This window comes from Candidatus Methylomirabilota bacterium (assembly GCA_035764725.1).
Taxonomy (GTDB): domain Bacteria; phylum Methylomirabilota; class Methylomirabilia; order Rokubacteriales; family CSP1-6; genus DASRWT01.
Window position 1 is genome coordinate 92,803 of sequence record DASTYT010000047.1, and the last position, 26,792, is coordinate 119,594.

27 protein-coding genes are annotated in these 26,792 nt (G+C 69.2%); 8 read left to right on the forward strand and 19 right to left on the reverse strand.

The window, feature by feature from the left end; all coding sequences use genetic code 11:
• Positions 1 to 106: 106 nt before the first annotated feature.
• Entirely contained in the window at positions 107 to 1,429 is a 1,323-nt protein-coding gene (locus VFX14_07405) for a tetratricopeptide repeat protein (GenBank protein HEU5189497.1), read from the reverse strand.
• Between the two features lie 45 nt (positions 1,430 to 1,474).
• Here VFX14_07405 and VFX14_07410 point away from each other — a divergent pair, with 45 nt between their 5' ends.
• Positions 1,475 to 1,966: a GNAT family N-acetyltransferase gene (locus VFX14_07410; GenBank protein HEU5189498.1), complete on the forward strand. Its 492-nt coding sequence runs from the start codon at positions 1,475 to 1,477 to the stop codon at positions 1,964 to 1,966.
• Here the strand turns inward: VFX14_07410 and VFX14_07415 are convergent.
• The 3 genes from VFX14_07415 to VFX14_07425 all read right to left on the reverse strand — a co-directional run bounded on the left by VFX14_07415 (position 1,963) and on the right by VFX14_07425 (position 5,031).
• Positions 1,963 to 3,171: a CoA transferase gene (locus VFX14_07415; GenBank protein ID HEU5189499.1), complete on the reverse strand. Its 1,209-nt coding sequence runs from the start codon at positions 3,169 to 3,171 to the stop codon at positions 1,963 to 1,965. The genes VFX14_07410 and VFX14_07415 overlap by 4 nt on opposite strands.
• A gap of 139 nt (positions 3,172 to 3,310) precedes the next feature.
• Positions 3,311 to 3,850, reverse strand: a complete 540-nt coding sequence (locus VFX14_07420) for a gamma carbonic anhydrase family protein (GenBank protein ID HEU5189500.1) — start codon at positions 3,848 to 3,850, stop codon at positions 3,311 to 3,313.
• Positions 3,847 to 5,031: a CoA transferase gene (locus VFX14_07425; protein ID HEU5189501.1), complete on the reverse strand. Its 1,185-nt coding sequence runs from the start codon at positions 5,029 to 5,031 to the stop codon at positions 3,847 to 3,849. The genes VFX14_07420 and VFX14_07425 overlap by 4 nt, the downstream gene beginning before the upstream one ends.
• Positions 5,032 to 5,105: 74 nt before the next feature.
• Here VFX14_07425 and VFX14_07430 point away from each other — a divergent pair, with 74 nt between their 5' ends.
• Complete coding sequence (locus VFX14_07430) at positions 5,106 to 5,897, forward strand: enoyl-CoA hydratase/isomerase family protein (protein HEU5189502.1); 792 nt, start codon at positions 5,106 to 5,108, stop codon at positions 5,895 to 5,897.
• 57 nt (positions 5,898 to 5,954) lie between these two features.
• Positions 5,955 to 7,667, forward strand: a complete 1,713-nt coding sequence (locus VFX14_07435; GenBank protein HEU5189503.1) for a thiamine pyrophosphate-requiring protein — start codon at positions 5,955 to 5,957, stop codon at positions 7,665 to 7,667.
• A gap of 121 nt (positions 7,668 to 7,788) precedes the next feature.
• On the opposite strand, the gene VFX14_07440 is transcribed toward VFX14_07435, so the two are convergent.
• Complete coding sequence (locus VFX14_07440) at positions 7,789 to 8,385, reverse strand: hypothetical protein (GenBank protein HEU5189504.1); 597 nt, start codon at positions 8,383 to 8,385, stop codon at positions 7,789 to 7,791.
• Positions 8,386 to 8,566: 181 nt separating this feature from the next.
• Between VFX14_07440 and VFX14_07445 the strand changes: the two genes are divergently transcribed.
• Genes VFX14_07445 through VFX14_07465 form a run of 5 tightly spaced genes read left to right on the forward strand, consistent with a single transcriptional unit; the run spans position 8,567 to position 14,391 of the window.
• Positions 8,567 to 9,574: an NAD(P)-dependent oxidoreductase gene (locus tag VFX14_07445; protein ID HEU5189505.1), complete on the forward strand. Its 1,008-nt coding sequence runs from the start codon at positions 8,567 to 8,569 to the stop codon at positions 9,572 to 9,574.
• On the forward strand, positions 9,571 to 10,590 hold the full coding sequence (locus VFX14_07450) for an amidohydrolase family protein (GenBank protein HEU5189506.1): 1,020 nt from the start codon (positions 9,571 to 9,573) through the stop codon (positions 10,588 to 10,590). The genes VFX14_07445 and VFX14_07450 overlap by 4 nt, the downstream gene beginning before the upstream one ends.
• The gene (locus tag VFX14_07455; GenBank protein HEU5189507.1) at positions 10,587 to 11,561 is read left to right on the forward strand and encodes an ABC transporter substrate-binding protein; all 975 of its coding nucleotides are present in this window, start codon (positions 10,587 to 10,589) and stop codon (positions 11,559 to 11,561) included. Before VFX14_07450 ends, VFX14_07455 begins: the two co-directional genes overlap by 4 nt.
• 31 nt (positions 11,562 to 11,592) lie before the next feature.
• Positions 11,593 to 12,948, forward strand: a complete 1,356-nt coding sequence (locus VFX14_07460) for a UbiD family decarboxylase (GenBank protein HEU5189508.1) — start codon at positions 11,593 to 11,595, stop codon at positions 12,946 to 12,948.
• Positions 12,949 to 12,972: 24 nt separating this feature from the next.
• Positions 12,973 to 14,391 (forward strand): AMP-binding protein, encoded by a 1,419-nt coding sequence (locus tag VFX14_07465; protein ID HEU5189509.1) that lies wholly within the window; start codon positions 12,973 to 12,975, stop codon positions 14,389 to 14,391.
• Between the two features lie 32 nt (positions 14,392 to 14,423).
• Here the strand turns inward: VFX14_07465 and VFX14_07470 are convergent, their stop codons facing one another.
• From VFX14_07470 to VFX14_07535, 14 genes are read right to left on the reverse strand one after another with little or no spacing between them, the layout of a single operon-like run.
• Positions 14,424 to 14,909 carry an NUDIX domain-containing protein gene (locus VFX14_07470; GenBank protein HEU5189510.1) on the reverse strand — a complete coding sequence of 162 codons (486 nt, stop codon included), beginning with the start codon at positions 14,907 to 14,909 and terminating at the stop codon, positions 14,424 to 14,426.
• An 11-nt stretch (positions 14,910 to 14,920) separates the two neighbouring features.
• Positions 14,921 to 15,535, reverse strand: a complete 615-nt coding sequence (locus VFX14_07475) for a trimeric intracellular cation channel family protein (protein HEU5189511.1) — start codon at positions 15,533 to 15,535, stop codon at positions 14,921 to 14,923.
• On the reverse strand, positions 15,532 to 16,467 hold the full coding sequence (locus VFX14_07480) for a branched-chain amino acid ABC transporter permease (protein HEU5189512.1): 936 nt from the start codon (positions 16,465 to 16,467) through the stop codon (positions 15,532 to 15,534). Before VFX14_07480 ends, VFX14_07475 begins: the two co-directional genes overlap by 4 nt.
• Complete coding sequence (locus VFX14_07485; protein HEU5189513.1) at positions 16,468 to 17,355, reverse strand: branched-chain amino acid ABC transporter permease; 888 nt, start codon at positions 17,353 to 17,355, stop codon at positions 16,468 to 16,470.
• A gap of 25 nt (positions 17,356 to 17,380) precedes the next feature.
• Positions 17,381 to 18,589, reverse strand: a complete 1,209-nt coding sequence (locus tag VFX14_07490) for an ABC transporter substrate-binding protein (GenBank protein ID HEU5189514.1) — start codon at positions 18,587 to 18,589, stop codon at positions 17,381 to 17,383.
• 40 nt (positions 18,590 to 18,629) lie between these two features.
• The gene (locus VFX14_07495) at positions 18,630 to 19,340 is read right to left on the reverse strand and encodes an ABC transporter ATP-binding protein (protein HEU5189515.1); all 711 of its coding nucleotides are present in this window, start codon (positions 19,338 to 19,340) and stop codon (positions 18,630 to 18,632) included.
• Positions 19,328 to 20,080 carry an ABC transporter ATP-binding protein gene (locus VFX14_07500; GenBank protein ID HEU5189516.1) on the reverse strand — a complete coding sequence of 251 codons (753 nt, stop codon included), beginning with the start codon at positions 20,078 to 20,080 and terminating at the stop codon, positions 19,328 to 19,330. The genes VFX14_07495 and VFX14_07500 overlap by 13 nt, the downstream gene beginning before the upstream one ends.
• Complete coding sequence (locus tag VFX14_07505; protein HEU5189517.1) at positions 20,080 to 20,868, reverse strand: enoyl-CoA hydratase/isomerase family protein; 789 nt, start codon at positions 20,866 to 20,868, stop codon at positions 20,080 to 20,082. Before VFX14_07505 ends, VFX14_07500 begins: the two co-directional genes overlap by 1 nt.
• A gap of 13 nt (positions 20,869 to 20,881) precedes the next feature.
• The gene (locus VFX14_07510; protein ID HEU5189518.1) at positions 20,882 to 22,027 is read right to left on the reverse strand and encodes an acyl-CoA dehydrogenase family protein; all 1,146 of its coding nucleotides are present in this window, start codon (positions 22,025 to 22,027) and stop codon (positions 20,882 to 20,884) included.
• Positions 22,028 to 22,036: 9 nt separating this feature from the next.
• The gene (locus tag VFX14_07515) at positions 22,037 to 22,441 is read right to left on the reverse strand and encodes a cobalamin B12-binding domain-containing protein (GenBank protein ID HEU5189519.1); all 405 of its coding nucleotides are present in this window, start codon (positions 22,439 to 22,441) and stop codon (positions 22,037 to 22,039) included.
• Positions 22,442 to 22,455: 14 nt separating this feature from the next.
• A complete protein-coding gene (locus VFX14_07520; GenBank protein HEU5189520.1) occupies positions 22,456 to 22,866 on the reverse strand; it encodes an HIT family protein in 411 nt (136 codons plus the stop codon).
• Positions 22,867 to 22,887: 21 nt separating this feature from the next.
• Positions 22,888 to 23,958: a branched-chain amino acid aminotransferase gene (locus tag VFX14_07525; protein HEU5189521.1), complete on the reverse strand. Its 1,071-nt coding sequence runs from the start codon at positions 23,956 to 23,958 to the stop codon at positions 22,888 to 22,890.
• A 10-nt stretch (positions 23,959 to 23,968) separates the two neighbouring features.
• Positions 23,969 to 25,621 carry a methylmalonyl-CoA mutase family protein gene (locus VFX14_07530; GenBank protein ID HEU5189522.1) on the reverse strand — a complete coding sequence of 551 codons (1,653 nt, stop codon included), beginning with the start codon at positions 25,619 to 25,621 and terminating at the stop codon, positions 23,969 to 23,971.
• 11 nt (positions 25,622 to 25,632) lie between these two features.
• Positions 25,633 to 26,775 (reverse strand): acyl-CoA dehydrogenase, encoded by a 1,143-nt coding sequence (locus tag VFX14_07535; GenBank protein ID HEU5189523.1) that lies wholly within the window; start codon positions 26,773 to 26,775, stop codon positions 25,633 to 25,635.
• Positions 26,776 to 26,792 lie beyond the last annotated feature (17 nt).

Below are 26,792 nucleotides of genomic sequence, written 5' to 3' on the forward strand. Positions count from 1 at the left end.
TGCGCCATTTCAGGTGGGGCGATTCCTCTATCAGACCCCTGAAGTTGCGAGAGTGTAGCCGACGCCCCTAGGGCTGTCAAGGGGGTTTGGTCGGTTCTACAAGGGTTTACGGCCCTCCAAGCCCTCCCTTGGCGCCCGTGAGCCAGGCCAGATCCCGGGCCGAAGGGCGCCGCGCCAGGCGCCGTTCCAGGAGCCGGGCGGCGTTCACCCCCCGGCCGGCGCGCAAGTATGCTTGGATCAGGGTTTCCTCGAAGATGTCTCGCTGCGCGTGGCTCCCACCGAGACGAATCACCCCGTCGGCCACCGGCTCGATGTGCCGGATCGCCCCCGCGTAGTCGCCGGCCGCGAAGGCGCCCAGCCCCTCGGCGAGCGCCGCGGGGACCGGCCCCGATGGAAGGCGGCCCGCCTCGTCAGCCTCGCGGAACGCCTCGATCAGCTTCGCCAGCGCTACCCGATCGCCGTGGCCGGCGTAGGCGAGCGCCGTGTGGATGTCGGCAAAGGCCACGCCGGGGCGCGGGAAGGCCCGCGCGGCGAAGTCGCGCACCGGCCCCCACCGTGCTGGCGCGGGGGGCGCCCCGTAGAGACCCAGCCGCCAGAGGAATGCCGCGGAGTCAGTGAGCGTGTTGAGCGGCGGCGCGATCGAGGCGCCTGGCGCGATAGCGTCCTCATAGACGCGGAGCGCGGCCTCGACGTCGTCGCGTCCGAGCTCGAACAGCGCGAGATGCCACGAGAGATGGCAGTGGAGCGGCGTCGCGCGCTCGTAGGTCGGCAACCAGCCCTCCAGGAAGCGCGCGCCCTCGTCCCCCGCCCCCGTCTCGTAGAAGATGTGTGACATCCCGTGCGCCGCGTTCGCGCTGCGCGGCTGTGCGGCGAGCGCGCGCTCCATCAGCGTCCGCGCCTCCACGGGCCGGCGCGCCTCGTTGAAGGCCCAGCCGTGCGCGAAGGCGAACCACCAGTCGTCGCCGTAGTGGGGCGCGAGCTCGTCGAGCAGCGCCAGCAGCAGGGCGTTGTGATCCGAACGCCCGCCGAACGCGATGAGGCCGAAGGCGCCCACCGCCAGGCTCAGCACGAGGGCGTCGCGCGGGAACTCGGCCACGTGGGCGCGCACCGCGGCGAGCGCGCCCGGGGCGTTCCCGTCCAGGAGCGCGCCGATGGCCGCCACGTGCTGCTGCTCGCGGCGCGAGAGCCCACCGGTAAGCGCGCGCGCTCGGGCTGCCGCAGCCTGCGCCTCGGGGATGCGCCCGTGAACCTGCAGAGTGCGCGCGAGGCCGATCGCCGCCAGTGCGAAACCCGGATCCGCGGCCAGCGCCTCCTCGAAGGCCCGATCCGCGCCGTGCGCGGCGAGGAGGATGCGGTCCACGCCCGCGCGATAGGCTTCCACCGCGCGCGGCGACGTTGATGTCAGCGGGAGCCCGTATCGATCTTCCACGCGGCTTTCTCTCCCCAAGCCTACCCAACCGCGCTATCTTCGGCCATGGACATTCGCAGAGCGTCGGAAGCGGATTTCGAAGGCGTGTGGTCCATCTTTCAGGCCGTCGTCGCCACCGGCGATACCTACGCTTTCTCGCCCACGAGCAGCCGCGAGGAATGTCACGCCTACTGGCTTGGTCCCGGCGTGACGTCGTTCGTGGCGACCGAAGGTCCCCGCATTCTCGGCATGTACAAGCTCCGAGCGAACGCGCGCGACCTCGGCTCGCACGTGGCGAATGCCTCGTTCATGGTCGGTCCTGCGGCGCAGGGCAAGGGGGCTGGCAAGGCCATGGGCCAGCATTGCCTCGCGGAAGCGCGAAAGGCCGGCTATCTGGCCATGCAATTCAACTTCGTGGTGAGCACGAACACGGGCGCCGTCTCACTGTGGAAGAAGCTGGGCTTCTCCATCGTGGGCACGCTACCGAAGGCGTTCAACCATCAGCGGCTCGGTTATGTCGATGCCTACGTCATGCATCGGTTCCTGAACGACGGCTAGCCCTTCCCCGCCTTCCATCCCTGCACGATGCCGCGCGCCTCGAGATCGCGGCGCTCGGCCTCGGTGTAGCCCAGCTCGACGAGAATGTCGGCCGTGTCCTGACCGAGGATGGGCGCGGCCTTGTCCACCGCGCCGGGCGTGTCGGAGAGCTTCACCGGGATGCCGAGCGCCTTGATGGGACCGGCGCCGGGGTGGATCAGGTCCACGACCATCTTGCGGGCGAGCGTCTGAGGATCGGCGAGCGCTTCGGCGTAGTCGTTGATGGGCCCGGCGGGCACGCCCTCCTTGTCGAGACGCTCCAGCCAGAACGCTCGCGGCTCGGTCACGGTCGTCTTCTCGATCTCGAGGATGAGGGCCTTGCGATGCTCGCGCCGCCCGGCGCCGGTGGCGAAGCGAGCGTCCTCGCCCAGGTCGGCGCGGCCGATCGCCCGGCAGAATCCGTCGTAGAGGCGGTCGTTGTTGGCGCCCACGGTGAAGTAGCCGTCGGCCGCCTTCAGGGCCTGATACGGGGCCGAGAGGCGGTGGGCGGAGCCCAGCGCCTTCGGGGTCTCGCCGGTCACCCAGTACTCGGTGGCCTCCCACACCGTGAGCGCCATCGCCGCTTCGAGCAGGGAGGTATCGACGAGCTGCCCCTGCCCCGTCCGCTCCCGGTACTCGAGTGCGCAGAGAATCCCGTAGGCGGAAAAGAGGCCGGCAGCCAGGTCGGAGAGGGGCACACCGGACTTGGCGGGCGCGCCGTCCTCGTCGCCGGTGACGCTGATCACCCCGCTCATGCCCTGGGCGATGAGATCGTAGCCACCCCGCGGCGCATACGGACCCGTTCCGCCGAAGCCACTTACGGCGCAGTAGATGAGCCGCGGGTTCACCTCGCTGAGCGCCGCGTAGCCCAGGCCCAGCCGCTCCGCGACGCCGGGCCGGTAATTCTGCACGAACACATCCGCGGTCTTGACTAACCGCCTGACCAATTCCACCCCAGCCGGCTGCTTGAGATCCACCGCGAGGTCGCGCTTGCCGCGATTCATGGTCATGAAGGTCGCGCTGTGGCCGCGCTTGTGAACCGCGCCCAGGTGGCGGGTGGGCTCCCCCTCGCCCGGAGGCTCCAGCTTGATGACGTCGGCGCCGAGGTCGGCCAGGTTCATCGTGCAGTAGGGCGCCGCCATCGCCTGCGTGAAGTCGATGACGCGGAGGCCGTGCAGCGGCTTCATCGTGTCAGGACCTCGCTCGCTCCGCTCGCGCAGGCATCATGTATCCGCTCGGCTCGCCTTCGGCTGCGCCTCGCCCGCTCGCTCCGCTCGCGCAGGCATCATGTATCCGCTCGGCTCGCCTTCGGCTGCGCCTCGCCAATCAACTGCCTTTCTGGTCGCGCACGTCCCAGACGCCGCGGTAGTCGCGGTGCCAGAGGTCGACGTACTCGATGGCGTTCTTGCGGATGTCGGCCAGCTCATCGTCCGACATCTTGCGGATGGGCTTGGCGGGCACGCCCATCACGAGCCACCCCGCGGGCACCACTTTCCCCTGCGGAACCACCGCGCCCGCGCCGACCTGGGCATTCTCCTCCACCACCGCGCCGGTCAGCACCACCGCCCCGATGCCGATGCGCACGTTGTCCATGATCGTGCACGCATGCACCACGCAGCGGTGCCCGATGGTCACGCCGGCGCCCACGATGCAGGGGAACTCCGGCGTGACGTGGAGCACGGAATTGTCCTGCACGTTGGAGTTCTTGCCGAGACGCACGTAGTTGTCCTGGTCGCCGCGGAGAATGCTGAACGGCCAGACGCTGGCCCCCTCGTCGATGGTGACGTCGCCGATGACCTGGGCGGCGATGTCGACGAAGGCACCGGAGTGCACCTTCGGAGTGCGCCCGGGAACGGAGCGGATCACGTGATCTTTCGCGCGTGGAGGGAGGCGATGTCGGATGGGGCATAGCCGAGGCCCCCGAGCACCGTGTCGGTGTCGGCGCCCAGCAAGGGGGCGGCGGCGCGGAGCGTCGCGGGCGAGCGCGAGAGCTTCACGGGATTGCCGAGCGCCTTCACGCGGCCGGCCTGCGGATGGTCGAGCTCCTGCACCATGCCGCGCGCCTGGGCGTGGGGATCGGCCTGGGCTTCGGGAATGCTGTAGATCGGTCCCGCGGGAATGCCGGCGGCCTCGCACCTCGCCAGCCAGTGGGCGCGCGTCTCCTTCCTCGTGGCGACCTCGATCTCCTTCTCGAGGGCGGGGCGATTCTTCACGCGGTCCCCCACGCCCTTGAAGCGCGGGTCCTGCGTCAGCTCGGGGCGGCCGATCAGCCCCGCGAAGATGGGCCAGAGCTTGGGATTGGCGGCGCCCACCGTGAAGTAGCCGTCGCTCGCGCGGAAGGCCTGGTAGGGCGCGTTCAGCCGATGCGCGGTGCCCAGGCGCTTGGGGATCTCGCCCGTGTACCAGTACTCCGTCGCCTCCCAGGCCGAGAGCGCGAGCGCGGCCTCGTAGAGCGAGGTGTCCACGCGCTGCCCCCGTCCGGTGATGCGACGCGCGCGAAGCGCGGCGAGAATGCCCAGCAGCGCGAAGAGCCCGGCGCCGAGATCGGCGATGGGCACGCCCACCTTCACGGGCGGTCCCCCGTCGCTGCCGGTGGCGCTCATGATGCCGGCCATGCCCTGCGCGATCAGATCGTAGCCGCCGCGCGAGGCGTACGGGCCCGTCTGGCCGAAGCCGGACACCGAGCAGTAGATCAACCGTGGATTGACGGCGGCCAGCGTGTCGTAGTCCACGCCCAGCCGCGCCGCCACGCCGGGGCGATAGTTCTCGACGAGCACGTCCGCGGTGGCGACGAGGCGCTTGAGCACGGCCACGCCGTCCGGCTGCTTCAGGTCCAGCGTGATGCCCTTCTTGCCGCGGTTTACGGCGAGGAACGAGGCGCCGACGCCGGGCGCGACCTCCAGGCCCACGTGACGCGCGTGCTCGCCCTCGGGGGGCTCGACCTTGATGACCTCCGCGCCCATGTCGGCGAGCAGCATGCTCGCGAAGGGGCCCGCCATCACCTGGGTCTGATCGATCACGCGAATCCCGTCGAGGGCGCCCGCCATGGCGAGGCGTAGGCTAGCACGTTTCCGCGAGCGGGTGATATTCTCCGGCCACCACCGCATTCGAGGAGGCACCCGTGAGCACCCCCGGCACAAATCAGGACGCGCTCGTCACGCGTGATGGGCCCATCATGACCCTCACGTTCAACCGGCCGCAGACGCGCAACGCGATGACGTGGGCGATGTACGACCGCCTGCTCGAGGCCTGCGAGGAGGTGGACGCCGACGACTCGATTCGCGTCCTCGTGCTCCGCGGCGCGGGCGGCAAGGCCTTCGTCGCCGGCACCGACATCAGCCAGTTCAAAGTGTTCGAGACGGCCGAGGACGGGCTCGCCTACGAGCGCGACGGCGCCGCCCGCTCCGCGCGGCTCGAGCGCGTGAAGAAGCCGGTGATCGCGCAGATCCAGGGCTTCGCGGTGGGCGGCGGCTTCAACCTCACCGCGTGCTGCGACCTCCGCATCGCCACCCCCGAGGCCAGGTTCGGCGCGCCCATCGCGCGCACGCTGGGCAACTGCCTCTCCATGGAGACCTACACGCGCTTCGTGGACCTCCTGGGCCCGTCCATCGTGAAGGACCTGATCTTCCGCGCCCGCTTCCTCACCGCCGCCGAGGCCCACGCCGCGGGGTACGTGCACGAGATCGTCGCGCCCGAGGAGATCGAGGCCCGCGTGAAGGCCATCGCGCTCGAGCTGGCGGAGCACGCGCCCATCACGCTGCAGGTCACCAAGGAGGCGCTGCGCCGCATCCGTGACCACCGCGGCGTGCCCGACGGCGACGACCTGATCGCCCGCACCTACACCAGCGCCGACTTCCGGGAGGGCGCCGCCGCCTTCGTCGAGAAGCGGAAGCCGCGCTGGACGGGTAAGTAAGGATCGCGCTACGGTAGCGGCATTCCTCCATCACCCCGCTCCAGTGAGGATCCCGGCATGAAGAAGACGGCTTCCATCGAGAGCACCGCCGACGCCTATCTCGAGCTGCTGGCCGCGCGCGGCGTGGACTTTCTCTTCGCCAACGCGGGCACGGACTTCGCCCCGCTCATCGAGGCCTACGCGCGGCGGCAGGCCAACGGCCTCGCCTGCCCCAAACCCATCACGGTGCCCCACGAGATCCCCGCGGTGGCGATGGCCCACGGCCACGCCATGGTGTCGGGGAAACCGCAGGCGGTGATGGTGCACGTCATCGTGGGCGCGGCCAATGCGCTGGGCGGCATCATCAACGCTGCGCGCTCGCAGGTGCCCATCCTCTTCACGGCCGGTCGCACGCCCATTACCGAGGCGGGCATGGCGGGAAGCCGCGATCGCCCGATCCACTGGGCGCAGGAGGCCTTCGACCAGGGCGGTCTCGCCCGGGAGTTCGTGAAGTGGGACTACGAGCTGCGCAACTTCGTCCAGCTCGAGACGGTGGTGGATCGCGCGCTGGCCATCGCGCGCAGCGAGCCGGCGGGCCCGGTCTACCTCACGCTGCCGCGTGAAGTCCTGGCCGAGCATCACGAGAGCTTCGAGTACGCCGACCCGTCCGCGCTGGCGCCCAACGGGCCCACCGTGGCCGGACCCGAGGAGATCGCCACCACCGCGCGGCTCCTGGCGGGCGCGCGCAGCCCCATCATCCTGACCAAGGCGGGCGGCCGTGATCCGCGCGCGGTGCCCGCGCTGGTCGCGCTCGCGGAGACCCTCGGCGCGCCCGTATTCGAGGACTCCTTCCGCACGTATCTGAACTTCCCCCAGGATCATCCGTTGCACACCGGGTTCGATCCCGGCCCGCATCTGGCCACCGCCGACGTGGTGCTGGTGGTCGAGGCCGACGCGCCCTGGTTCCCCGCGCTGCGCCAGCCTGGGCCCCAGGCCAGGATCATCCAGATCGGCCAGGACCCGCTCTACTCGCGCTATCCCGTGCGCGGCTTCCCCACCGACGGCGCGCTCGCCGGCGCCCCGCGGCTCACGCTCGCCGCGCTGGCCGCCGCGGTCAAGCCATTGGTGGACGCGAAGGTCGTGGCGGAGCGGCGCAAGAAGTGGGAAGGCGAGGCCGCCCAGAATCGCACCGTGGTAGAAAAACGGGCCAATGCCGTGAGCAAGGATTCGCCCATCGACATGGCCTGGGCTTCGAAGTGCGTGGCCGACTGCGTGGACGACGACACCATCGTGGTGAACGAGTACGATCTCGACTCCTCCCAGACCCGCATGCGGGTGCCAGGCTCCTACTTCGCCTCCTCCCCGGCGGGTGGGCTCGGCTGGGCGCTGGGCGCGGCGCTTGGCGCCCGGCTCGCCGCCCCGGGCAAGACCGTGATCTCCTGCATGGGCGATGGCACCTACATCTTCGGCAGCCCCACCGCCAGCCACTGGGTGTCCCGCGCCTATCAGATTCCCGCGCTCTTCGTGATCTTCAACAACCGCGCGTGGAACGCGGTGAAGCGCTCCGTGGCCTCCCTTGCCAAGGATGGCTGGGCCATGCGGGCCGAGACCATGCCGCTCTATCAGCTCGATCCCGCGCCGGACTACGAGATGGTCTGCCGGGCCTCGGGGGGCTGGGGCGAAAAGGTCGAAGATCCGGGGGCTTTGCCAGGGGTGCTGAAGAAGGCGCTGGATGTGGTGCGGAACGGGAAGCGTCAGGCCCTGGTGAACATCATCTGCAAGAAGCCGTAGGCGGAGAGGCGGGCTTGGTGCGGCGGCTCTCCCATCACTGGATGACTTCGTCTGCCTGCGCCAGGACCGATGGCCGGCGGTTCAGCATGGCGCCGATGAAGCCTAGATGCCCTGGCGTCACTCATTCTGATGCCGCGGCCGCGGCATGAACGAGCTCGGCCACCCACTTTGGGATCTGCACCGCTGGTGGGTTGGGTATCTGGCCACAGGGCTCGGGGACATCCGCCGAGTCGATGAGCCGCTCTGACTGAACGTCTCTGAGCTCGTAGTGAACCGAGCAGCCAAAGTGAACCGGCTCCTGTCCGAACGCCACGCGCGTTCCGCCATCGACGAACTGCCACTTGAAGATCGGGAGTCCGATGCCGGTTAACCGATGCACCTTCCCATTGGCGTAGATGACGAGCTGAAGCGGGATGTCGTACGAGGTGCAGCAATTCTTGAATTCGGCTTGCGCACCCACTGCGGTCCGACCGGTTGAGATGATCGGGTTCGCGAACGCTGTCTGGTCGCTTTCTCTTCGCACGACGATCGTCCTGTGATCGGACGTGGTGATGACCAGACTACCCTCTGCATCGATCGCCACAGACTCGTAGGTCTCAACACGCCGCGCGTCAGCCGCTCGTGGCTGCGCCGGCGCACCTGCCGGCAGGAACAACAGCGCGAGGACTGCGTACACCACAGCACCCAGAGCCCTGTTCGTCGCCAAGGCGTTTTCCATCCCGTCGAGAATACTCTGCTTTCCTGAATCGTGAGCGCGGGTGGTGTGGCGCGAGGCCGGGCTGGACGGCCAGGCGAATAGCGGCGGCAATTCGGCGGATCGGCCCGGTGGAAACAGAGTAAAATTCGCGCGATCGAGGCGGAGGGGTCAACCATCTGCAAGCAGCCGTGAGGAGACGACCATGAGGATCCTCGCCACCGGACCGAGCGGCCCCCCCGAGGAGCTGGAGGCGCTGCGGACCGCCGGCCACGAGCTCGTGATCGGCCGGCCCCTCGACATGCCCGGACGTCGCGCCTACACCACCACCGAGCTGATCGAAGCGTGCCGGGACGTCGAGGTCGTCCTGGCCTCGCACCTGGAAACCATCTCCGCCGCCGTGCTGGGCGCGGCCCCGCGCCTCCGCTTGGTCATCGTGCCCTTCATCGGGACGGACAAGATCGACATCGCGGCCGCCTCGCGCCTGGGCATTCTCGTGGCCAACAGCCCGACGCCGGAGAACTTCGTCGCGGTCGCCGAGGCCACGATCGGCGTCACCCTGATGCTGCTCAAGCGCATCAAGCACAACGAGGCCAAGTTGCGTCACGGCGAGTGGGCCAAGCGTGAAGATCGGGGCGACTTCCTCTTCGGCAAGACGGTGGGCCTGATCGGCCTCGGCCGCATCGGCACCCACGTGTCGCGGCGCCTCGCGGGCTGGGACGTGCGGCTGCTCGCCTCCGACCCTTACGTGCCCCCCGCACGGGCGGCCCGGCTCGGGGTCACGCTGGTGGACCTGCCCACCCTGCTCGCGGAGTCGGACATCGTGTCGCTCCACTGCACGCTCACCGACGAGACCCGCGCGATCGTGGGCGAGAAGGAGCTGCGGCGCATGAAGCTGACCGCGCTCCTCATCAACACCGCGCGCGGCGAGGTGGTGGACGAGGAGGCGGTGGCCCGTGCCCTCAACGAGGGCTGGATCGCGGGGGCCGCGGTGGACGCCTTCGCGAAGGAGCCCCTGCCCCCCGACCACTGCTATCGGACCGTTGACCCCGAGCGGCTGATCCTCACGCCGCACAACATCGCCCACAGCGAGGCGGGCCGCCGCGCCAACCTGCGCCTCGCCCTGGATCAGGTCCTCGCGGTGGGGCGCGGCGAGGCGCCCGAGCACACCGTCAACCCCGATGCGGTCCCCCGCTGGAGAGGTAAGCGATGAGCGCGTTCACGATCCTCGACGCCGACGGCCACGTGACCGAGTCGCAGGAGCAGGTGTCCAAGTACCTCGACGACCGGCACAAGCGCCGCCCGCAGACCTTCTCCTTCTATCCCTGGGACGGCTGGGACCGGCGCCTGCTGGGCACGCTGGGGGACGCCGCGGGCAATGCGGAGGCCTGGCTCCGCGCGCTCGACAAGGGCGGGATGGAGCTGACCGTCCTCTACCCGACGCTCGGGCTCTTCATGAGCTTTCTGCGCGACAAGGACTGGGCGGTGGCGCTCTGCAAGGCCTACAACACGATGCTCCACGAGGAGTTCGTGAAGGTGAGCCCGCGGCTGAAGGCGGTGGCGCTTCTGCCCGTACAGGAGCCGGCCGCGTGCGCCCCCGAGCTACGCCGCGCGGTGAAGGAGCTGGGCCTGTCGGGCGGCATGCTCCCCGCCGACGGCACGCATCTACTCGGCGATGCCGCCTATGATCCCGTCTACGCGGAGGCGGAGCGGCTCGGCGTACCGCTCGGCATCCACGCCTCCGGCTCCCACCTCGGCGGGGCGGGCGTCGACATGTTCCCGCGCTTCATACAGGCGCACACGTGCTCGCATGCCTTCGGCCAGATGCGTCAGATCACCTCGATGATCTTCGAGGGTGTGCCCGAGCGCTTCCCGAAGCTCAAGATCGCCTATCTCGAGGCCGGGTGCGGCTGGGCGCCCTACTGGATGGAGCGCATGGACGACGAGTACGCCAAGCGCGCGGTGGAGGCCCCGGTGCTGAAGAAAGAGCCCAGCGCCTACTGCCGGAGCGGCAACATCTTCTTCTCCTGCGAGGCGGACGAGTGGCTGCTGCCCCAGGCGCTCAAGCTCGTCGGCGAGAACCAGATCGTCTACGCCTCCGACTTCCCCCACTGGGACAACTCCTACCCCGGCTCGATCGACGAGATCCGCATGCGCGGCGACATGACCGACGCCCAGAAGCAGAAGGTCCTGGGCGACAACTGCCGGCGGCTCTACGGGCTCGCATGACGCGACCGCTCCCGGCACGGACCGTCGGCGTCACGGCGGCCCTGACCTTCGCGCTCGTGCTGACCTTGCCAGCCCTCGCGCAGCCCGTCGCGAGGACGTACCGGATCGGATGGCTCAGCACCTTCTCGCATCCCATGCTCGAGCCCTTTCGTGAAGGACTGCGCGCCCACGGGTACGTGGAAGGACAGAACCTCGTCATCGAGCAGCGCTACGCTGACGGCAAGCTCGAGCGCCTCCCGTCACTTGCCGACCAGCTCGTTCTCCTCCGGCTCGACGTGCTGGTGGTATCGGGGCGCGCCACGACCATGGCAGCGCGAGATCACGCCAGCCGTGTCCCGATCGTCTTCGTCACCGGCGACCCCGTGGCCGACGGCGTGGTGACGAACCTCGCCAGGCCGGGCGGAAATATGACGGGAATGGCGCTCATGACGCACGAGATCGCTGCCAAGTGGGTCGAGCTGGCACGCGACGCGCTGGGCGCAAGCCGGATCGGCATCGTCGCCGATCCTGGTGGGGGCAAGGCGCAGCGGCTCAGCGCCGAGCAGGCCGCGCGTCAGCTGGGCCTCGAGTGGCACATCCTGGAAGTGGGAACGGAGGACGGCATCGAGCGCGCCTTCCAGGCGGCGGCGCGGCGCCGCGTCCAGGCGCTCATCTTCCTCTCGTCTCCATTCTTCGCACGCGAGCGTTCGCGTCTCGTCGGAGCGGCCGCCCGGCACCGGCAGCCCGTCATCTACGAGCATCGGGACTTCGTGGACAGCGGCGGCCTCATGTCCTACGGCCCAAACGTGCGTGACGTCTTCCGGCGAGCCGCCGCTCAGGTCGACAAGATTCTCAAGGGCGCCCAGGCCGGAGACCTCCCCGTCGAGCAGCCCACCAAGCTCGAGCTCGTGATCAATCTGAAGGCAGCCCGCCCACTCGGCCTCACGTTCCCCCAGTCGGTGCTTGTCAGAGCCGACGCCGTGCTCCAGTGACACGGCCGGCCTGCACCTAAGCGAGGCGCAGATGGCTCAGGACCTTCGCAGCTACCTGGACGCGGTGAAGACGCGCAAGGGGGACGACGTGCAGGTCGTCACCCAGGAAGTGGACCCCGCCTTCGAGATCACGGCGATCGTGGTGAAACTCGAGCGGGAGCTCAAGCGCCGGCCCGTGCTGCTGTTCGAGAAGGTCAAGGGCACGCGCTTCCCCGTGCTGACGAATCTCCACGCGAGCCGCTCCCGCCTCGCCGCGGCCATGCGCTGCGCGCCGGACGCGATGCTGAAAACGTATCTCGCCGCCATGGACAAGCCCATTCCGCCGAAGGTGGTGGGGACCGGGCCCGTGAAGGATGTCGTGCTCACGGGCGACCGGATCGATCTTCACGATCTCCCCCAGATCGTCCATCACGAAGGGGATGCGGGCGTCTACCTCACCTCGGCGATCTCGTTCGCCAAGGATCCCGCCGGCGAGACGTGGAACTGCGCCTACAACCGCCTCATGATCAAGGGGCGCGACACCACGTCCATCCACCTCACGCTGGGGAAGCATCTCTGGGAGTTCTCCAAGATCGCCGAGGCGCGCGGCGAGGCGCTGCCGGTCGCCTTCGCCATCGGCGTCCACCCAGCGATCGCCCTGGGCTCGCTCGCCATCGGGTCCATCGACGAGGACGAGCGGGCCATCATGGGCGCGCTCCTCGGCGAGCCACTGGAGCTCGTGAAGTGCGAGACCTCCGACGTGCTGGCTCCCGCGCACGCGGAGATGATCATCGAGGCGGAGATCCTGCCGGGGGCGCGCACGCCGGAGGGGCCGTTCGGGGAGTTCACCGGCTACAGCCTGGGGCAGCGCGACCGCGAGGTCGTGAAGGTGAATGCCATCACCCACCGCGCCGGCGCCTGGTTCCAGGACATCACGGTGGCGCACCTCGATCACATGCTGCTCTCCACCATCCCGATGGAGGCGAATCTCTACCGCGCCGTCCGGGCCATGGTGCCCTCGGTGAAGGCGGTGCGCGTGCCCGGGCCCTTCACCTGCTACGTCTCGATCGAGCAGCGCCTCCCCGGCCAGGCCAAGAACGCCATCCTCGCCGTGCTCGGCGCGGACCTCTACATGAAGCGGGTGGTGGTGGTCGATCACGACGTGGACGTGTTCGACGATCGCCAGGTGAACTGGGCGCTCGCCACGCGCTGCCAGCCCGACCGCGATATCACCGTGATCACCCACGCCCGCGGCTCGGACCTCGACCCCTCCACCAAGGAGGACGGCTACTCGGCGAAGTGGGGCGTGGACGCGACGGCCAAGCCCTCGCTCGCCGCCTACACGCCGCGCCACCGCGTGCCGCCCGAGGTGGCGCAGCGGCTCGACCTCAAGGCCTTCGGGCTGTAGCGGACGCGCCAGCGCGTGGCGGTGATGAAGGTGCCCGGCGTGCTCGCCGCACTGACGGAGGCGGCCCGCGCCCGGCCCGACGACGACGCCCTGTTCGAGGCCGACCGCGTGCTCACCTGGCGCGGGCTGGCGCGGCGCGCGGGCGGCGTGGGGCGCCGGCTGGCCGCCGATGGCATCGGTCCGGGCGACCGCGTGGCCATCACGCTGCCCAACGGCTGGCGATTCGCGGTCGCGCTGCTCGGCGCGCTCGGCACGGGCGCGACCGTGACCCCGCTCAACCCGGCGCTGTCGCCGGACGAGCGCGCGCGCACGCTGGCCGATCTCCGGCCGCGGCTCACCCTCGACACGGTGGGCGAGGGGCAGGGCGAGATGGAGGAATGGGCACGCCCGGTCGATCCGGCATCCGCCGCCCTCATCCTCTACACCTCGGGGAGCACCGGGCGGCCCAAGGGGGCGGTGCTGTCGCATGGCGCGCTCGACGCCGCGCTGGAGTCGTGGGCCGGGCCCGTGATGGCGCTGACGACGGCAGACTGTGTGCTCGCCGCCCTGCCGCTGTCGCATTCCTTCGGGATCAACGGAGCCCTGCTCGCGCCGCTGCTGGCGGGGGCCCGCGTGGCCGTCGTCGAGTCCTTCGCGCCGCCCGCCGTGCTCGCCGCCATCGCCCGGCATCGCGTCACCGTGCTGCCTGCTGTCGCCACGATGTTCCGGCGTCTTCTCGAGGCGCCCGCGCTCGCCGAGACGGACCTCGCGAGCCTGCGCCACGGCCTGTCCGGCGCGGCCCCCTGCCCCTGGGAGCTGGCGGAGGCGTGGCAGCGGCGCACCGGCGTGCGTATCCTGCGCGGCTACGGCATGACCGAGCTGTTCCGCCCGATCTCGTTCCTGGCCGGCGACGCGCGAGAGATTCCGGACTCCATCGGCCGCGCCGTGCCCGGCGTGGAGCTGCGGGTGGTCGACGACGAACACCGCGCGCTCGCCCCGGGGATGACGGGCGAGCTCTGGATCCGCACGCCCGCCGCCATGGACGGCTATCTGGAGAATCCGGAGGAGACCCGCGCCGTGCTCGTCGACGGCTGGTTCCGCACCGGCGATCTGGCCACGATCTCGCCCGACGGGTTCGTGACCATCGTGGGCCGCAAGAAGGAGCTGATCCTGCGCGGCGGCTACTCGGTGGTGCCCGGTGAGGTGGAGGCGGCGCTGCTGGATCATCCCGCGGTGGCCGAGGCCGCGGTCATCGGGGTCCCCCACGCCGACCTGGGTGAAGAGGTCGCGGCCTTCGTGACGCTGCGGGCCGGCGCCAGCGCCGATCCCGGGGAGCTCATCGCTCACTGCCGGGCGCGCCTGGCGGGCTACAAGTACCCGCGGCGCGTCACCGTGGTCGCGGCACTCCCCAAGAGCAGCACGGGCAAGGTGCTGAAGGGACAGCTGACCGCCGAGGTCCGCTGACTACTTCGGCTTGCGGGTGATGGGCCGGGTGGCTAGCACCCGGGGCCAGTGTCGCCGCCCGGGGTGAGGCGGCGCTCGATCTCGTCGAGAAACGGCGCCTGGCTCTTGAGGATGCGCCGCCGCGCTTCGTCCAGCGTGAACCACGCCGCGCGATCGATCTCCGGGAATTCCTGCTGGCGGGCCGACCGCGGGGGCCATTCCATGGAGAACGTCACGCTCCGGATGGCGCCTGCGTCGAGATCGCCGCGCATCGCCCATGCATGGACGAGCTTGCCGCCCGCCTGGCGCCGGGGCGTCAAGGCCATGGCCTCCCCGCCCGGCGGCGGAAACCCCGTCTCCTCCTCGAACTCGCGCCGCGCCGCCGCGAGAGGATCCTCGCCTTCGGCGATCTCACCCTTGGGAATGGTCCAGGCGCCGGCGTCCTTCTTCGCCCAGTAGGGTCCGCCGGGATGCGCCAGAAGCACCTCGAGCCGTCCCGCGCGCTCGCGAAAGAGCAGGACCCCGGCGCTCACCTTCACGACGTTCCGACTCACCCCCGCGGGAGCTGGAACGCGGGCAGCTGCCAGCGGAAGAAGATGGCAAGGAGCCGCAGCGCAGCCACGGCAACGACGCCGGCGACCACGGCACCAGTCCGACCGGCCCCCATCGCCTGCAGCACCAGATAGAGCGCGATACCCGCGATCGCGGCCGTCGCGTAGATCTCGCCCCGGCGCAGAATCAGCGGAACCTGCGCGGTGAGCACGTCGCGGAGCACCCCGCCCGCGACCCCGGTCATGGTCCCCATCAGCACGACGATAATCGGTGATAACCCTGCGCTCTCCGCAATCTGGGCGCCCACGATGGCGAAGAGGGCAAGGCCCAGTGCGTCCGCCACCAGGACCGACCGTTCGAACGGCGGGAACACGCGAGCGAAGAGCACGGTCCCCAGCGCGGCCGCCGTGATCACGATCAGGTAGGTCGGGTCCTGGATCCAGAAGATCGGGTGGCGGTTCAGGAGAAGATCGCGCACGGTGCCGCCGCCGATCGCGGTGAAGGAGGCGATCACGACCACGCCGAGCAGGTCAAGCCCCGCCCGGCCGGCGGCGATCGCGCCGCTGATCGCGAACACGGCGACCCCGGCGAGGTCCAGCCAGTGCAGCATCAGAGCGGACGGCGAATCAGCCGGGCCAGCTCGCCGACCACTCCCCGCCTGAAGGTCAGAACGCACACGACGAAGATCGCGCCCTGCACGACCGTCACCCAGGCGCCGAGCTGAGCGAGATAGTTCTCGAGCGCGATCACGATGAAGGCGCCGACCACCGGCCCGAACACCGTGCCGAGACCGCCCAGGAGGGTCATCAGCACCACCTCGCCGGACATGGTCCAGTGCACGTCGGTCAGCGACGCGAGCTGGAACACGAGGACCTTGGTGCCCCCGGCCAGGCCCACCAGCGCGGTGGAGAGCACGAAGGCGATCAGCTTGTAATGGTCGGCCTTGTAGCCGAGCGACAGGGCCCGGGGCTCGTTCTCGCGGATGGCCTTGAGCACCTGACCGAACGGCGAGTGAATGGCGCGGTAGATCACGAGGAAGCCGAGGAGGAAGACGGCCAGGACCACGAAGTAGAGCGTGAAGGTCTGGTTGAGGTCGAGCAGGCCGAACAGGCGCCCGCGAGGAACGCCCTGAATCCCATCCTCGCCGTGGGTGAACGGCGCCTGGACGCAGAAGAAGAAGATCATCTGGGCCAGGGCGAGCGTGGTCATGGCGAAGTAGATGCCCTGGCGCCGGATGGCGATAACCCCGATGAGGAGACCGAGCACCGCCGCCACCACCACGCCGGCGGCGAGGGCGGCCTCGGGCGGCCAGCCCCAGACCTTCGCCACATGCGCGGTGGCATAGCCCGCCGAGCCCAGGTACGCGGCGTGGCCGAACGAGAGCAGGCCCACGTAGCCGAGAAGGAGGTTGAAGGCGCAGGCGAAGAGGCCGAAGCAGAGCGCTTTCATGAGGAACACCGGATAGACAACGAACGGCGCCACCACGAAGAAGAGCACCATCAGCGCGAAGGCGACCGCCTGATGACGCGGGCGGACGCGCGCCATCTACTGCGCCCGCCCGAAGAGGCCGGCGGGCTTCACCAGCAGCACGAGCGCCATGATCACGAAGATGACGGTGTTCGACGCCTCCGGGTAGAAGACCTTGGTGAGCCCTTCGATGATGCCGAGGCCGAACCCCGTGATGATCGACCCCATGATCGAGCCCATCCCGCCGATCACCACCACCGCGAACACCACCACGATCAGGTCGCTGCCCATGAGGGGATTGACCTGGTAGATGGGCGCGGCCATCACGCCGGCGAGGGCGGCGAGCGCGACCCCGAAGCCGTAGGTGAGCGTGATCATGCGCGGCACGTTGATGCCGAAGGCCTGCACGAGGGTCGGATTCTCGGTGGCGGCGCGGAGATAGGAGCCCAGCCGTGTGCGCTCGATGATGAACCAGGTACCGAGGCACACCGCGAGGGAGAACCCGATGACCCAGGCGCGGTAGTTCGGCAGGAACATGAAGCCGAGGTTCTGGCCGCCGGCGAGCTGGGGCGGCATCGCGTAGGGCAGGCCGGATGAGCCGAACTGGTTCCGGAAGAGCCCCTGGACGATCAGGGCGAGGCCGAAGGTCAGCAGCAGCCCGTAGAGATGATCGAGCTGGTAGAGCCGCTTGAGCATGGTGCGCTCGAGCACCATCCCGATGATTCCCACCACGATGGGGGCGATGAGCAGCGCCCACCAGTAGCCGAGGCCGGAGTACTGGAGGAGGAACCACGCCGCGAAGGCGCCCATCATGTACTGGGCGCCGTGGGTGAAGTTGATGATGTTGAGGAGGCCGAAGATGACGGCGAGGCCGAGGCTCAGGAGGGCGTAGAACGAGCCGTTGATGAGGCCGATCAGGAGCTGGCCGAAGAGGGCCTGCGGCGGGATGCCGAGGAGCGGGATCATCGCCGCCGCAGGGCCTCGTCGACCCTTACTTCTTCACGAGCGGACAGTCGCCCTGGTCCAGCGGCCGGAAGGCCTGCTCGGCCGGAATGGTCGCGCGCAGCTTGTAGTAGTCCCACGGCCCCTTGGACTCCGCGGGCTTCTTCACCTCGAAGAGGTAGGCGGGGTGGATCTTGCGGCCGTCGACCCGGATGGTTCCCTTGCCGAACAGGGGGTCGTCGGTCGGGGTCGCCTTCATCTTCTCGATGACCTTGGTCCCGTCGTCCGACTTCAACGCCTCCACGGCCTTGAGGTAGTGCAGCACCGACGCGTAGACGCCGGCGTGGATCATCGTGGGGTGAACGCCCCGGTTGCGCTCGGCGAACTTCTTGGCGAAGGCGCGGGTCTTATCGTTGGTGTCCCAGTAGAACGTCTCGGTGAAGATCAGGCCCTGCGCGGTGGGCAGGCCCAGCGCGTGCACGTCGGTGATGAAGACGAGCAGGCCGGCGAGGTTCTGCCCGCCCCGGACGATGCCGAACTCCGAGGCCTGCTTGATGGAGTTCGTGGTGTCGCCGCCCGCATTGGCGAGGCCGATGATCTTGGCCTTGGACGCCTGGGCCTGGAGGAGGAACGACGAGAAGTCGGCGGTGTTCAGCGGGTGCCGCACCTTGCCGAGCACCTTGCCGCCGTTCTTCAGCACCACCGCCTCGACGTCGCGCTCGAGGGCGTGGCCGAAGGCGTAGTCCGCGGTGATGAAGAACCAGGTGTCGCCGCCGGTCTTCACGATGGCGTTGCCGGTGCCGTTGGCGAGGGCCCAGGTGTCGTACGTCCAGTGAATGGTGTTGGGCGAGCACGCCTTGCCGGTGAGGTCCGACGTGGCCGCGCCCGAGACGAGGAAGGCCTTGCCCTTGTCGCGCGTGACCTGGTTGACGGCGAGGGCCACCGCGGAGTTGGGCACGTCCACGATCACGTCAACCTTGTCGGCGTCGTACCACTGCCGCGCGATGGCGGAGCCGACGTCGGCCTTGTTCTGGTGGTCGGCGAAGATGATCTCGACCTTGAGGCCCTTTGCGGCCGCGCCGTAGTCCTCCACCGCCATGCGGGCAGCCAGTACCGAGCCCTGCCCGGTGAGGTCCGCGTAGAGGCTGGACTGGTCGTTGAGCACGCCGATCTTGACGACGCCGTCCGAGACCTCGGCGGCGGCCGGCCCCGCGGCAAGCAGCACCGCCGCGAGGATGAGGGCGATCCGGAATGTCATATTGCTGACTCCTTTCATGACTGGCAATTCGAGCGCCGCATTATACCCCGAGGTAGTCGTGGAGCCGGGGCATGCTCGCGGCCAAGTCGGCATTGGCGATCTGGTCCACCACCCGGCCGTGCTCCATCACGTAGTGCCGGTCGGCCACGGTGGCGGCGAAGCGGAAGTTCTGCTCCACGAGGAGGACGGTGAAGCCCGCCTCCTTCAGGCGGCGAATGGTCGCGCCAATCTGCTGCACGATCACCGGAGCGAGGCCCTCGGTGGGCTCGTCGAGGAGGAGCAGGCGGGCGCCGGTGCGCAGGATACGGGCGATGGCCAGCATCTGCTGCTCGCCACCCGAGAGCTTGGTGCCTTGGCTCCGGAGGCGCTCCTTGAGGTTGGGGAACAGCCCGAAGATCGCGGGGCCGTCGAGACCGCCGGGCGCGACCACCGGCGGCAGCCGGAGGTTCTCGTCCACGTTGAGGCTGGCGAAGATGCCGCGCTCCTCGGGGCAGAACGCGATGCCCAGCCGCGCGATGGCGTTGGACGGCCGGCCGATCAGCTCCGCGTCGCCCAGGCGCACCGAGCCGCGCCGCTTGCGCACGATGCCCATGATGGACTTGAGCGTGGTGGTCTTCCCCGCCCCGTTCCGGCCCAGCAGGGTCACCACCTCCCCCGAGCGGACCTCGAGGTCCACCCCGTGCAGGATGTGGGACTCGTCGTACCAGGCCTCGAGGCCGCGGACGGTGAGGAGCGCGCTCACACGCCCGATCCCATGTACGCTTGGATCACCTCGGGGTTGCGCGACACCGTCTGGTAGTCACCCTCGGCGAGCACCTCGCCCCGCGCGAGCACGGTGATGTGGTCCGAGAGGTTCTCCACCACGCTGAGATTGTGCTCGACCATGAGGACGGTGCGGTCGGCGGCCACGCGCTTGATGAGGGCGGAGATGCGCTCCACGTCCTCGTGGGTCATCCCCGCGGTGGGCTCGTCGAGCAGCATCATCTCGGGCTCGAGCGCGAGAGTGGTGGCGATCTCGAGGGCGCGTTTGCGCCCGTAGGGCAGCTCCACCGCCGTGGCGGGGGCCAGCTCGGCCAGCCCCACCGCCTCGATGAGAGTCAGGGCCCGCTCGTCCAGCGCCTCCAGCGCCCGCTCCGATCTCCAAAAATCGAAGGAGTTTCCGCGGCGCCGCTGCAGCGCGATGCGCACGTTCTCCAGCACGGTGAGGTGCGGGAACACCGCGGAGATCTGGAACGAGCGCACGAGGCCGAGGCGCGCGATGACTGCGGGGCTCGAGCCCGTGATGTCGCGGCCCTGGAAGCGGATGCGGCCCCGCGTGGGGGTGAGGAAGTGCGTGAGCAGGTTGAAGCAGGTGGTCTTGCCCGCGCCGTTCGGGCCGATCAGCGCGTGGATGCTCCCGCGGCGCACGCGGAGGGTGACATCCTTCACGGCGACGAAGCCGCGGAACTCCTTGGTCAGCCCCTCCGTCTCAAGGATGTAGTCGGCGGCCATCAGGGCGCCTCGGGCGCGGGGGGCGGATAGAAGCGCGCTTCCCGCCGCTCGTCCCAGGCACGGTTGGCCTCGCGGATCTCCCACGAATCCATGCACTCGGCCTGGGCGCGCAGCACGTCCTCGATGAAGGCACGCGGGTCTTCGTGGAACGAGGCGTGGAGCAGGCGCTTGGCGTGGCCGGTGGCGGTGCGCGAGGCGTGGAAGGCCTTCTCGACGATCCGAGTCAGCTCGGCGTCCAGCTCCTCCGTCGGCACCACCCAGTTCACCAGTCCCATGGCCAGGGCGGCCTCCGGGCTGATGTGATCGTTCAGCAGCGTCAGCTCCTTGGCGCGGCCCAGGCCGATCAGCCGGGCCAGGCGCAGGATGGAGCCGTCGGGGACGAGGCCGTGCTGGGTGGCGCCGAGCCCGATGATGGCATCGCGCGCGGCCAGGCGCACGTCGCACGCCACCGCGAGCTGAAGGCCGCCCCCGATCGAGTAGCCGTGCAGCACGGCGACCGAGAGCTTGGGCATGTCCTCGAGACAGTTCAGCGCGCGCACCCAGTTCCGGAAGAAGGCCTCGCTCACCTGGCCGGCGGACAGGGCCTTGCGATCCATGCCGGACGAAAACGCGCGCCCGGCGCCCCGGACCACCGCCACCCACACCGCCGGGTCCGCCGCCGCCCGCTCGGCGGCGTCGGCCAGCGCGACGGTGAGCGGCAGATCGAGGGCGTTGAGCACGGCGGGACGATTCAGCGTGATCGTCGCCACGCCGCTCTTCACCTCGTACCGCACCGGGGAATCGGTCATGGGCAGGCGGCGCTCAGCGGAGATCGAGAATCGACCGCGCGATGACCATCCGCTGAATCTCGGAGGTGCCTTCGCCGATCTCGGTGAGCTTGGCGTCGCGGAAGATGCGCTCGATGGGGAACTCCGTGATGTAGCCCGCGCCGCCGTGGATCTGCAAGGCCTTGGTGGCCGCCTTCATGGCCACCTCGGACGCGAAGACCTTGGCCATGGAGGCCGCCACCTTGGCCGGCTTGCCCGCGTCCTTCAGCGACGCCGCGCGGAGGGTAAGCAGCCGAGCCGCCTCCACCTCGGTGCCGATCTCGGCGATCATCCCCTGGAGCCCGTTGAATTCCGCCAGGGTCTGGCCGAACGCGCTCCGCTGCTTCATGTAGCGCAACGCCTGGTCCAGCGCGCCCTGGGCCAGGCCCACCGCCATCGCGGCCATGGCGATTCGACCGCCTTCCAGCACCTGCATGGTATTGACGAAGCCCATGCCCTCCTCGCCGAGGAGATTGGCGGCGGGCACGCGGACGTTGTCGAGGATCAGCTCGGCGGTGTTGGAGGCGTGCAGGCCGAGCTTCCGGTACGGCGCTCCCGAGCTGAAACCGGCCATGCCCTTCTCGAGGATGAAGGCGGAGATGCCCTTCTTGCCGCGGGCGGGGTCGGTCACCGCCATCACCACCGCGACCTGGGCCACCCCCGCGTTGGTGATGAAGGCCTTGGTGCCGTTGAGCACCCAGTCGCCGCCGTCGCGGACGGCGCGCGTCTTCATCGCGGCGGCGTCCGAGCCGGAGCCGGGCTCGGTGAGCCCCCACGCGCCCAGCGTCCGGCCGCTGGCGAGCCCGGGGAGATACGTCCGCTTCTGCTCCGGCGAGCCGAACAGCGTGATGTGGTTGGTGCAGAGGGAGTTGTGCGCCCACATGGTGATGCCCACGGAGCCGTCCACGCGATTGAGCTCCTCCACCGCGATGGCGTAGGAGACGTAGTCCAGGGCGGCGCCGCCGTACTCCTCCGGGACCAGCGCGCCCAGGAGCCCGGTGGCGGCGAGCCGGGCGAGGATGGCGTGGGGGAACTCGTGCTTCTCGTCGAACTCCCGGATGACGGGCGCGATCTCCGCCTCGGCGAAGTCCCGGGCGAGGGTGCGGACAGCCTGCTGGTCGTCGGTGAGGGCGAAGTCCATCCTGACGCGCTAGACGGCGGCGCGGATGTTCTCGCGCACGAAGCGCACGATGTCCTGGGTCGAGGCGCCCGGGGTGAACAGCTCCTTGACGCCCAAAGCCTTGAGGGACGCGATGTCCTCCGCGGGGATGATCCCGCCGCCAAACACCACGATGTCCTCGGCGCCCTTCTCGCGCAGCAGCTCGAGCACCCGCGCGAAGAGATAGTTATGGGCGCCCGAGAGCACGCTGAGCCCGATGGCGTCCACGTCCTCCTGGATGGCGGTGGCGACGATCTGCTCGGGGGTCTGGTGGAGACCCGTGTAGATGACCTCGAAGCCGCCGTCGCGCAGGGCGCGGGCCACGATCTTGGCGCCGCGGTCGTGCCCGTCGAGGCCCGGCTTGGCGACGATGACGCGCACTTTTCGCTCGGTCATGGGGTGGCCGGTCCTTATTTGAGCAGCTCGCGCAGGCGCTCGCCGTTCTTCATGATCTGGTCGCGATTCCCGGGGACGAGCTTCCAGTCGAAGCCCTTGCCGTCGTGGTTCCAGCGCGGGATGAGGTGGAGGTGGAAGTGCGGCACCGACTGGAAGGCGGCGGCGCCATTGGCCTGGAGCAGGTTGAGCCCGTCGGGCTTGAGCCCGTGCTGGATGGCCGCCGCCACCTTCTTGGCCGTCGCCATCACCGCCTTGAGGTCCTCCACGTCGGCCTCGTGAATGGTGGCGGCGTGCGCCTTGATGGCGACCAGGCAGTGGCCGGAGTTCAGGGGGTTGATGTCCATGAACGTGAGCGTGCGCTCGTCCTCGTGGATCTTGAACGACGGAATCTGCCCGTCCCGGATCTTGCAGAAGACGCAGTCCATGGCTCCTCCCCTGGCGGCGGCCTAGACCTCGACCGTCCACCGGTGCGGATCGGGATTCTTGCCGTATTGGATGCCCACGATGGCGTCGTATAGCCGCTGGGTCAAGGGCCCGATGCGCCCGCCGTTGATCGTCATCTTCTCGCCCCGGTAGGCGAGCTCCCCCACCGGCGAGATCACCGCGGCGGTGCCGGTCCCGTACACCTCTTCGAGGCGCCCGGCTTTGTACGCCTCGATCACCTCGTCGATGGAGATCTGGCGTTCGGTGGCCTTGATGCCCCAGTCGCGCAGCAGGGTGAGCACCGAGTCGCGAGTGACGCCGGGCAGGATGGTGCCGCCCAGCGCCGGCGTGATCACCTCGCCGCCGATCTTCACCATGATGTTCATGGTGCCGACCTCGTCGATGTACTTCCGGTGCACGCCGTCCAGCCACAGCACCTGGGTGAAGCCCTCGTGCTTGGCCTCCTCGCCCGCCATGAGGCTGGCCGCGTAGTTCGCTCCGGTCTTGGCGCCGCCGAGGCCGCCGTCCACCGCGCGCACGTATTTCTCTTCCACGCGGATCTTCACCGGCGCCATGCCCTCCGGATAGTAGGCGCCCACCGGCGAGAGGATGACGTAGTAGATATACGACTTGGCCGGCCGCACCCCGAGGAAGGCCTCGCTGGCCAGGATCACCGGGCGCACGTAGATCGAGGTGCCGATGGTGCTGGGGACCCAGTCGCGGTCCATCCGCACCAGCTCGACGATCGAGCGCAGCGCCAGGTCCGGGTCGAGGAGCGGGATGCTCATCCGCTTGGCGGAGTTGTTCATGCGCTCGATGTGCTTCTGGGGCCGGAACAGGCGCACGGTCCCGTCGACGCCCCGAAACGCCTTGAGGCCGTCGAACACCGCCTGGGCGTAGTGCAGCACCGCCGCCGCGGGGTCGAGGGGCAGCGGGCCGTAGGGCTCGATCCGCGGATCGTACCAGCCCTTCTCCTCCTGGAAGTCGGCCAGGAACATGTGGTCGGTGAAGATCTGGCCAAAACCGAGCTCACCGTCCTTGGGCTTCTTCTTGAGCGTCGTCGCCTTGCTGATGCGAATGGGGTCCATCGTCATGATGTCTCTCCTAGAAGATGATGGGCTCACGATAGAGCCCGAACACCTGCCGGTACACGTCCGAGATCTCGCCGAGCGAGACGTAGTCCTTCACCGCGTCCACCAGGACCGGCATCACGTTCCCGCCGTTGCGGCACGCCTCCGCGAGCTGCTTGAGCCGGCGCTCGACCTTGGCGGCGTCACGCGCCGCCTTCAGCCGGCCGACCCGCTCGACCTGCTCGCGCTCGATGGCGTCGTCGATCTTGAGGATGGGGAGCGGCCGCTCCTCGGCCATCACGTACTTGTTCACGCCGACCACGGTCTTCTCGCCGCGATCATCCATGAGCTGATAGCGATAGGCGGCGTCGGCGATCTCGCGCTGCGGGTACCCGTGATCGATGGCGGCCACCATGCCGCCGAGCTCGTCGATGTGACGGATGTACTTCATCGCGCGTGTCTCCATCTCGTCGGTGAGCTTCTCGAGGTAGTAGGAGCCACCCAGCGGGTCGACGGTCAGCGGCACCCCCGACTCCTCGGCGATGATCTGCTGGGTCCGCAGCGCCACCGTCACCGCGTCCTCGGTGGGGAGGGCCAGCACCTCGTCGAAGGAGTTGGTGTGGAGCGACTGGGCGCCGCCCAGCACGGCGGCGAGGGCCTGGATGGCCACTCGCGCCACGTTGTTGAGGGGCTGCTGCGCGGTCGCCGACACCCCGGCGGTCTGGGTGTGGGTGCGGAGGCGCATGGACTCCGCCTTCGTCGCCCCGAAGCGGTTCCGCATGACGGTGGCCCAGATGCGCCGGGCCGCGCGGAGCTTGGCGATCTCCTCGAAGAAGTCGTTGTGGATGTCGAAGAAGAAGGACAGCCGGGGGGCGAAGTCGTCCACCTCGAGCCCGCGCCGGATCGCCGCGTCCACGTACGCGAAGCCGTCGGCGAGGGTGAAGGCCAGCTCCTGCACTGCGGTGGAGCCCGCCTCGCGAATGTGGTAGCCGGAGATCGACACAGGGTTGAAGCGCGGCACGTGGCGGGCGCAGAACTCGATGGTGTCCACCACGATGCGCACCGCGGAGTCCGGCGGCGAGATCCACTCCTTCTGGGCGATGAACTCCTTCAGCATGTCGTTCTGCATGGTCCCGCCGATCCGGTCCCACGACACGCCCTGCTTCTCGGCGAGAGCGAGGTACATGGCCAGCGCCACCGAGGCCGTGCAGTTGATCGTCATCGACGTGGTGACCCGATCGAGCGGGATGTCGCGGAACAGGATCTCGAAGTCGGCAAGCGTCGAGATCGACACGCCTTCCTTGCCCACCTCGCCCCGCGCGCGCGGATGATCGGCGTCGTACCCCATCAGCGCCGGCATGTCGAACGCGGTACTGAGCCCGGTCTGCCCCTGCTCGAGGAGATACTTGAAGCGGGCGTTGGTGTCCTCGGGGCGGCCGAAGCCGGCGAACATCCGCATCGTCCAGAGGCGTCCCCGGTACATGGAGGGGTAGGGCCCGCGGGTGAACGGGAACTCGCCCGGATAGCCGAGGCGCTCGTCGTAACGCCAGCCCGCGAGATCCTCGGGGGTGTAGACCGGCTCCACCGGGATGCCCGACAGCGTCTCGTGGCGCGGCAGCCGCTCGGGCGCCTTCGCGACATACGGCCCGTAGGTTCTCTGGCTCCAGCGATCCTTGTCCGTGGCCATGGCCTCTCCCGTCACTCGCTGAGCAGGTGCCGCGCGATCACGAGCTTCTGGATCTGCGACGTCCCCTCGTAGATCTGGGTGATCTTGGCGTCCCGGAAATAGCGCTCGACCTGATACTCCTTGATGAACCCGTAGCCGCCGTGCACCTGCACCGCGTCGGTGGCGATCTTCATGGCCGACTCCGCGCAGAAGAGCTTGGCCATCGCGGCCTGGGTCGCGAAGGGCTGCCGGGCGTCCTTGAGGGCGGCGGCGCGCTGAATCAGCAGGCGCCCGGCCTCGATGGACGTCGCCATGTCCGCGAGCATCCACTGGACCATCTGGTGCTGCCCGATGGGCACGCCGAAGCTCTTGCGCTCGCGCGCGTAGGCCACCGACAACTCGTACGCGCCCACCGCGATGCCGAGGGCCTGCGCGGCAATGCCGATGCGGCCCCCGTCGATGGCGGTCATGGCGACCTTGAAGCCCTCGCCCTCCGCGCCGAGGCGCTGGGCGGCCGGCACGCGGCAGCCCTCGAAGAGCAACTCCGCCGTATCGGAGGCGCGGATGCCCAGCTTCGCCTCGGTCTTCACCACGGTGAACCCGGGTGTGCCCTTCTCGACGAGGAAGGCGCTGATGCCGTGGCTCTTCTTGCTCCGGTCGGTCTGGGCGAAGACGAGGGCGGCGTCGGCCTCCCGGCCGTTGGTCACGAAGATCTTCCGCCCGTCGATGACGTACTGATCGCCTTCGCGGCGGGCGACCACGTGCTGATTGGTGGCGTCGGAGCCGGCCTCCGGCTCGGTCAAGGAGAAGCAACCGAGCTTCTGCCCGGCCGCGTAGGGCGCCAGGAAGTGCTGCCTCTGCTCCGGCGTGCCGAACTTCAGCACCGGCTCGCAGTAGAGCGAGTTGTTCACCGACATGATCACGGCGTGCGAAGCGCAGACCCGGGCCAGCTCCTCCACGGCCAGCGAGTAGGCCACGGCGTCCCCGCCGCTGCCGCCGCACTCCTCGGGGATGAAGATGCCCATGAGTCCGAGCTCGCCCATGCGGCGCACGGTCTCCTTCGGGAAGCGCGCCTCGCGGTCGATGGCCTCCGCGATCGGGCGCACCTCCTTCTCCGCGAAGTCGCGCGCGACGGACCGGATGGCTTGCTGTTCGTCCGTGAGCTCTAGATGCATATCCTCTTAGTCTCGAG

Coding starts and splice junctions, on each gene's coding strand:
- VFX14_07440 (HEU5189504.1), bottom strand. CDS start 8,385: ATGGAAAACGCCTTGGCGACGAACAGGGCTCTGGGTGCTGTGGTGTAC.
- VFX14_07455 (HEU5189507.1), top strand. CDS start 10,587: ATGACGCGACCGCTCCCGGCACGGACCGTCGGCGTCACGGCGGCCCTG.
- VFX14_07425 (HEU5189501.1), bottom strand. CDS start 5,031: ATGGCGGGCGCCCTCGACGGGATTCGCGTGATCGATCAGACCCAGGTG.
- VFX14_07505 (HEU5189517.1), bottom strand. CDS start 20,868: ATGACCGATTCCCCGGTGCGGTACGAGGTGAAGAGCGGCGTGGCGACG.
- VFX14_07460 (HEU5189508.1), top strand. CDS start 11,593: ATGGCTCAGGACCTTCGCAGCTACCTGGACGCGGTGAAGACGCGCAAG.
- VFX14_07520 (HEU5189520.1), bottom strand. CDS start 22,866: ATGGACTGCGTCTTCTGCAAGATCCGGGACGGGCAGATTCCGTCGTTC.
- VFX14_07500 (HEU5189516.1), bottom strand. CDS start 20,080: ATGGCCGCCGACTACATCCTTGAGACGGAGGGGCTGACCAAGGAGTTC.
- VFX14_07515 (HEU5189519.1), bottom strand. CDS start 22,441: ATGACCGAGCGAAAAGTGCGCGTCATCGTCGCCAAGCCGGGCCTCGAC.
- VFX14_07445 (HEU5189505.1), top strand. CDS start 8,567: ATGAGGATCCTCGCCACCGGACCGAGCGGCCCCCCCGAGGAGCTGGAG.
- VFX14_07410 (HEU5189498.1), top strand. CDS start 1,475: ATGGACATTCGCAGAGCGTCGGAAGCGGATTTCGAAGGCGTGTGGTCC.
- VFX14_07450 (HEU5189506.1), top strand. CDS start 9,571: ATGAGCGCGTTCACGATCCTCGACGCCGACGGCCACGTGACCGAGTCG.
- VFX14_07530 (HEU5189522.1), bottom strand. CDS start 25,621: ATGGCCACGGACAAGGATCGCTGGAGCCAGAGAACCTACGGGCCGTAT.
- VFX14_07485 (HEU5189513.1), bottom strand. CDS start 17,355: ATGATCCCGCTCCTCGGCATCCCGCCGCAGGCCCTCTTCGGCCAGCTC.
- VFX14_07490 (HEU5189514.1), bottom strand. CDS start 18,589: ATGACATTCCGGATCGCCCTCATCCTCGCGGCGGTGCTGCTTGCCGCG.
- VFX14_07435 (HEU5189503.1), top strand. CDS start 5,955: ATGAAGAAGACGGCTTCCATCGAGAGCACCGCCGACGCCTATCTCGAG.
- VFX14_07535 (HEU5189523.1), bottom strand. CDS start 26,775: ATGCATCTAGAGCTCACGGACGAACAGCAAGCCATCCGGTCCGTCGCG.
- VFX14_07525 (HEU5189521.1), bottom strand. CDS start 23,958: ATGACGATGGACCCCATTCGCATCAGCAAGGCGACGACGCTCAAGAAG.
- VFX14_07510 (HEU5189518.1), bottom strand. CDS start 22,027: ATGGACTTCGCCCTCACCGACGACCAGCAGGCTGTCCGCACCCTCGCC.
- VFX14_07480 (HEU5189512.1), bottom strand. CDS start 16,467: ATGGCGCGCGTCCGCCCGCGTCATCAGGCGGTCGCCTTCGCGCTGATG.
- VFX14_07415 (HEU5189499.1), bottom strand. CDS start 3,171: ATGAAGCCGCTGCACGGCCTCCGCGTCATCGACTTCACGCAGGCGATG.
- VFX14_07465 (HEU5189509.1), top strand. CDS start 12,973: ATGAAGGTGCCCGGCGTGCTCGCCGCACTGACGGAGGCGGCCCGCGCC.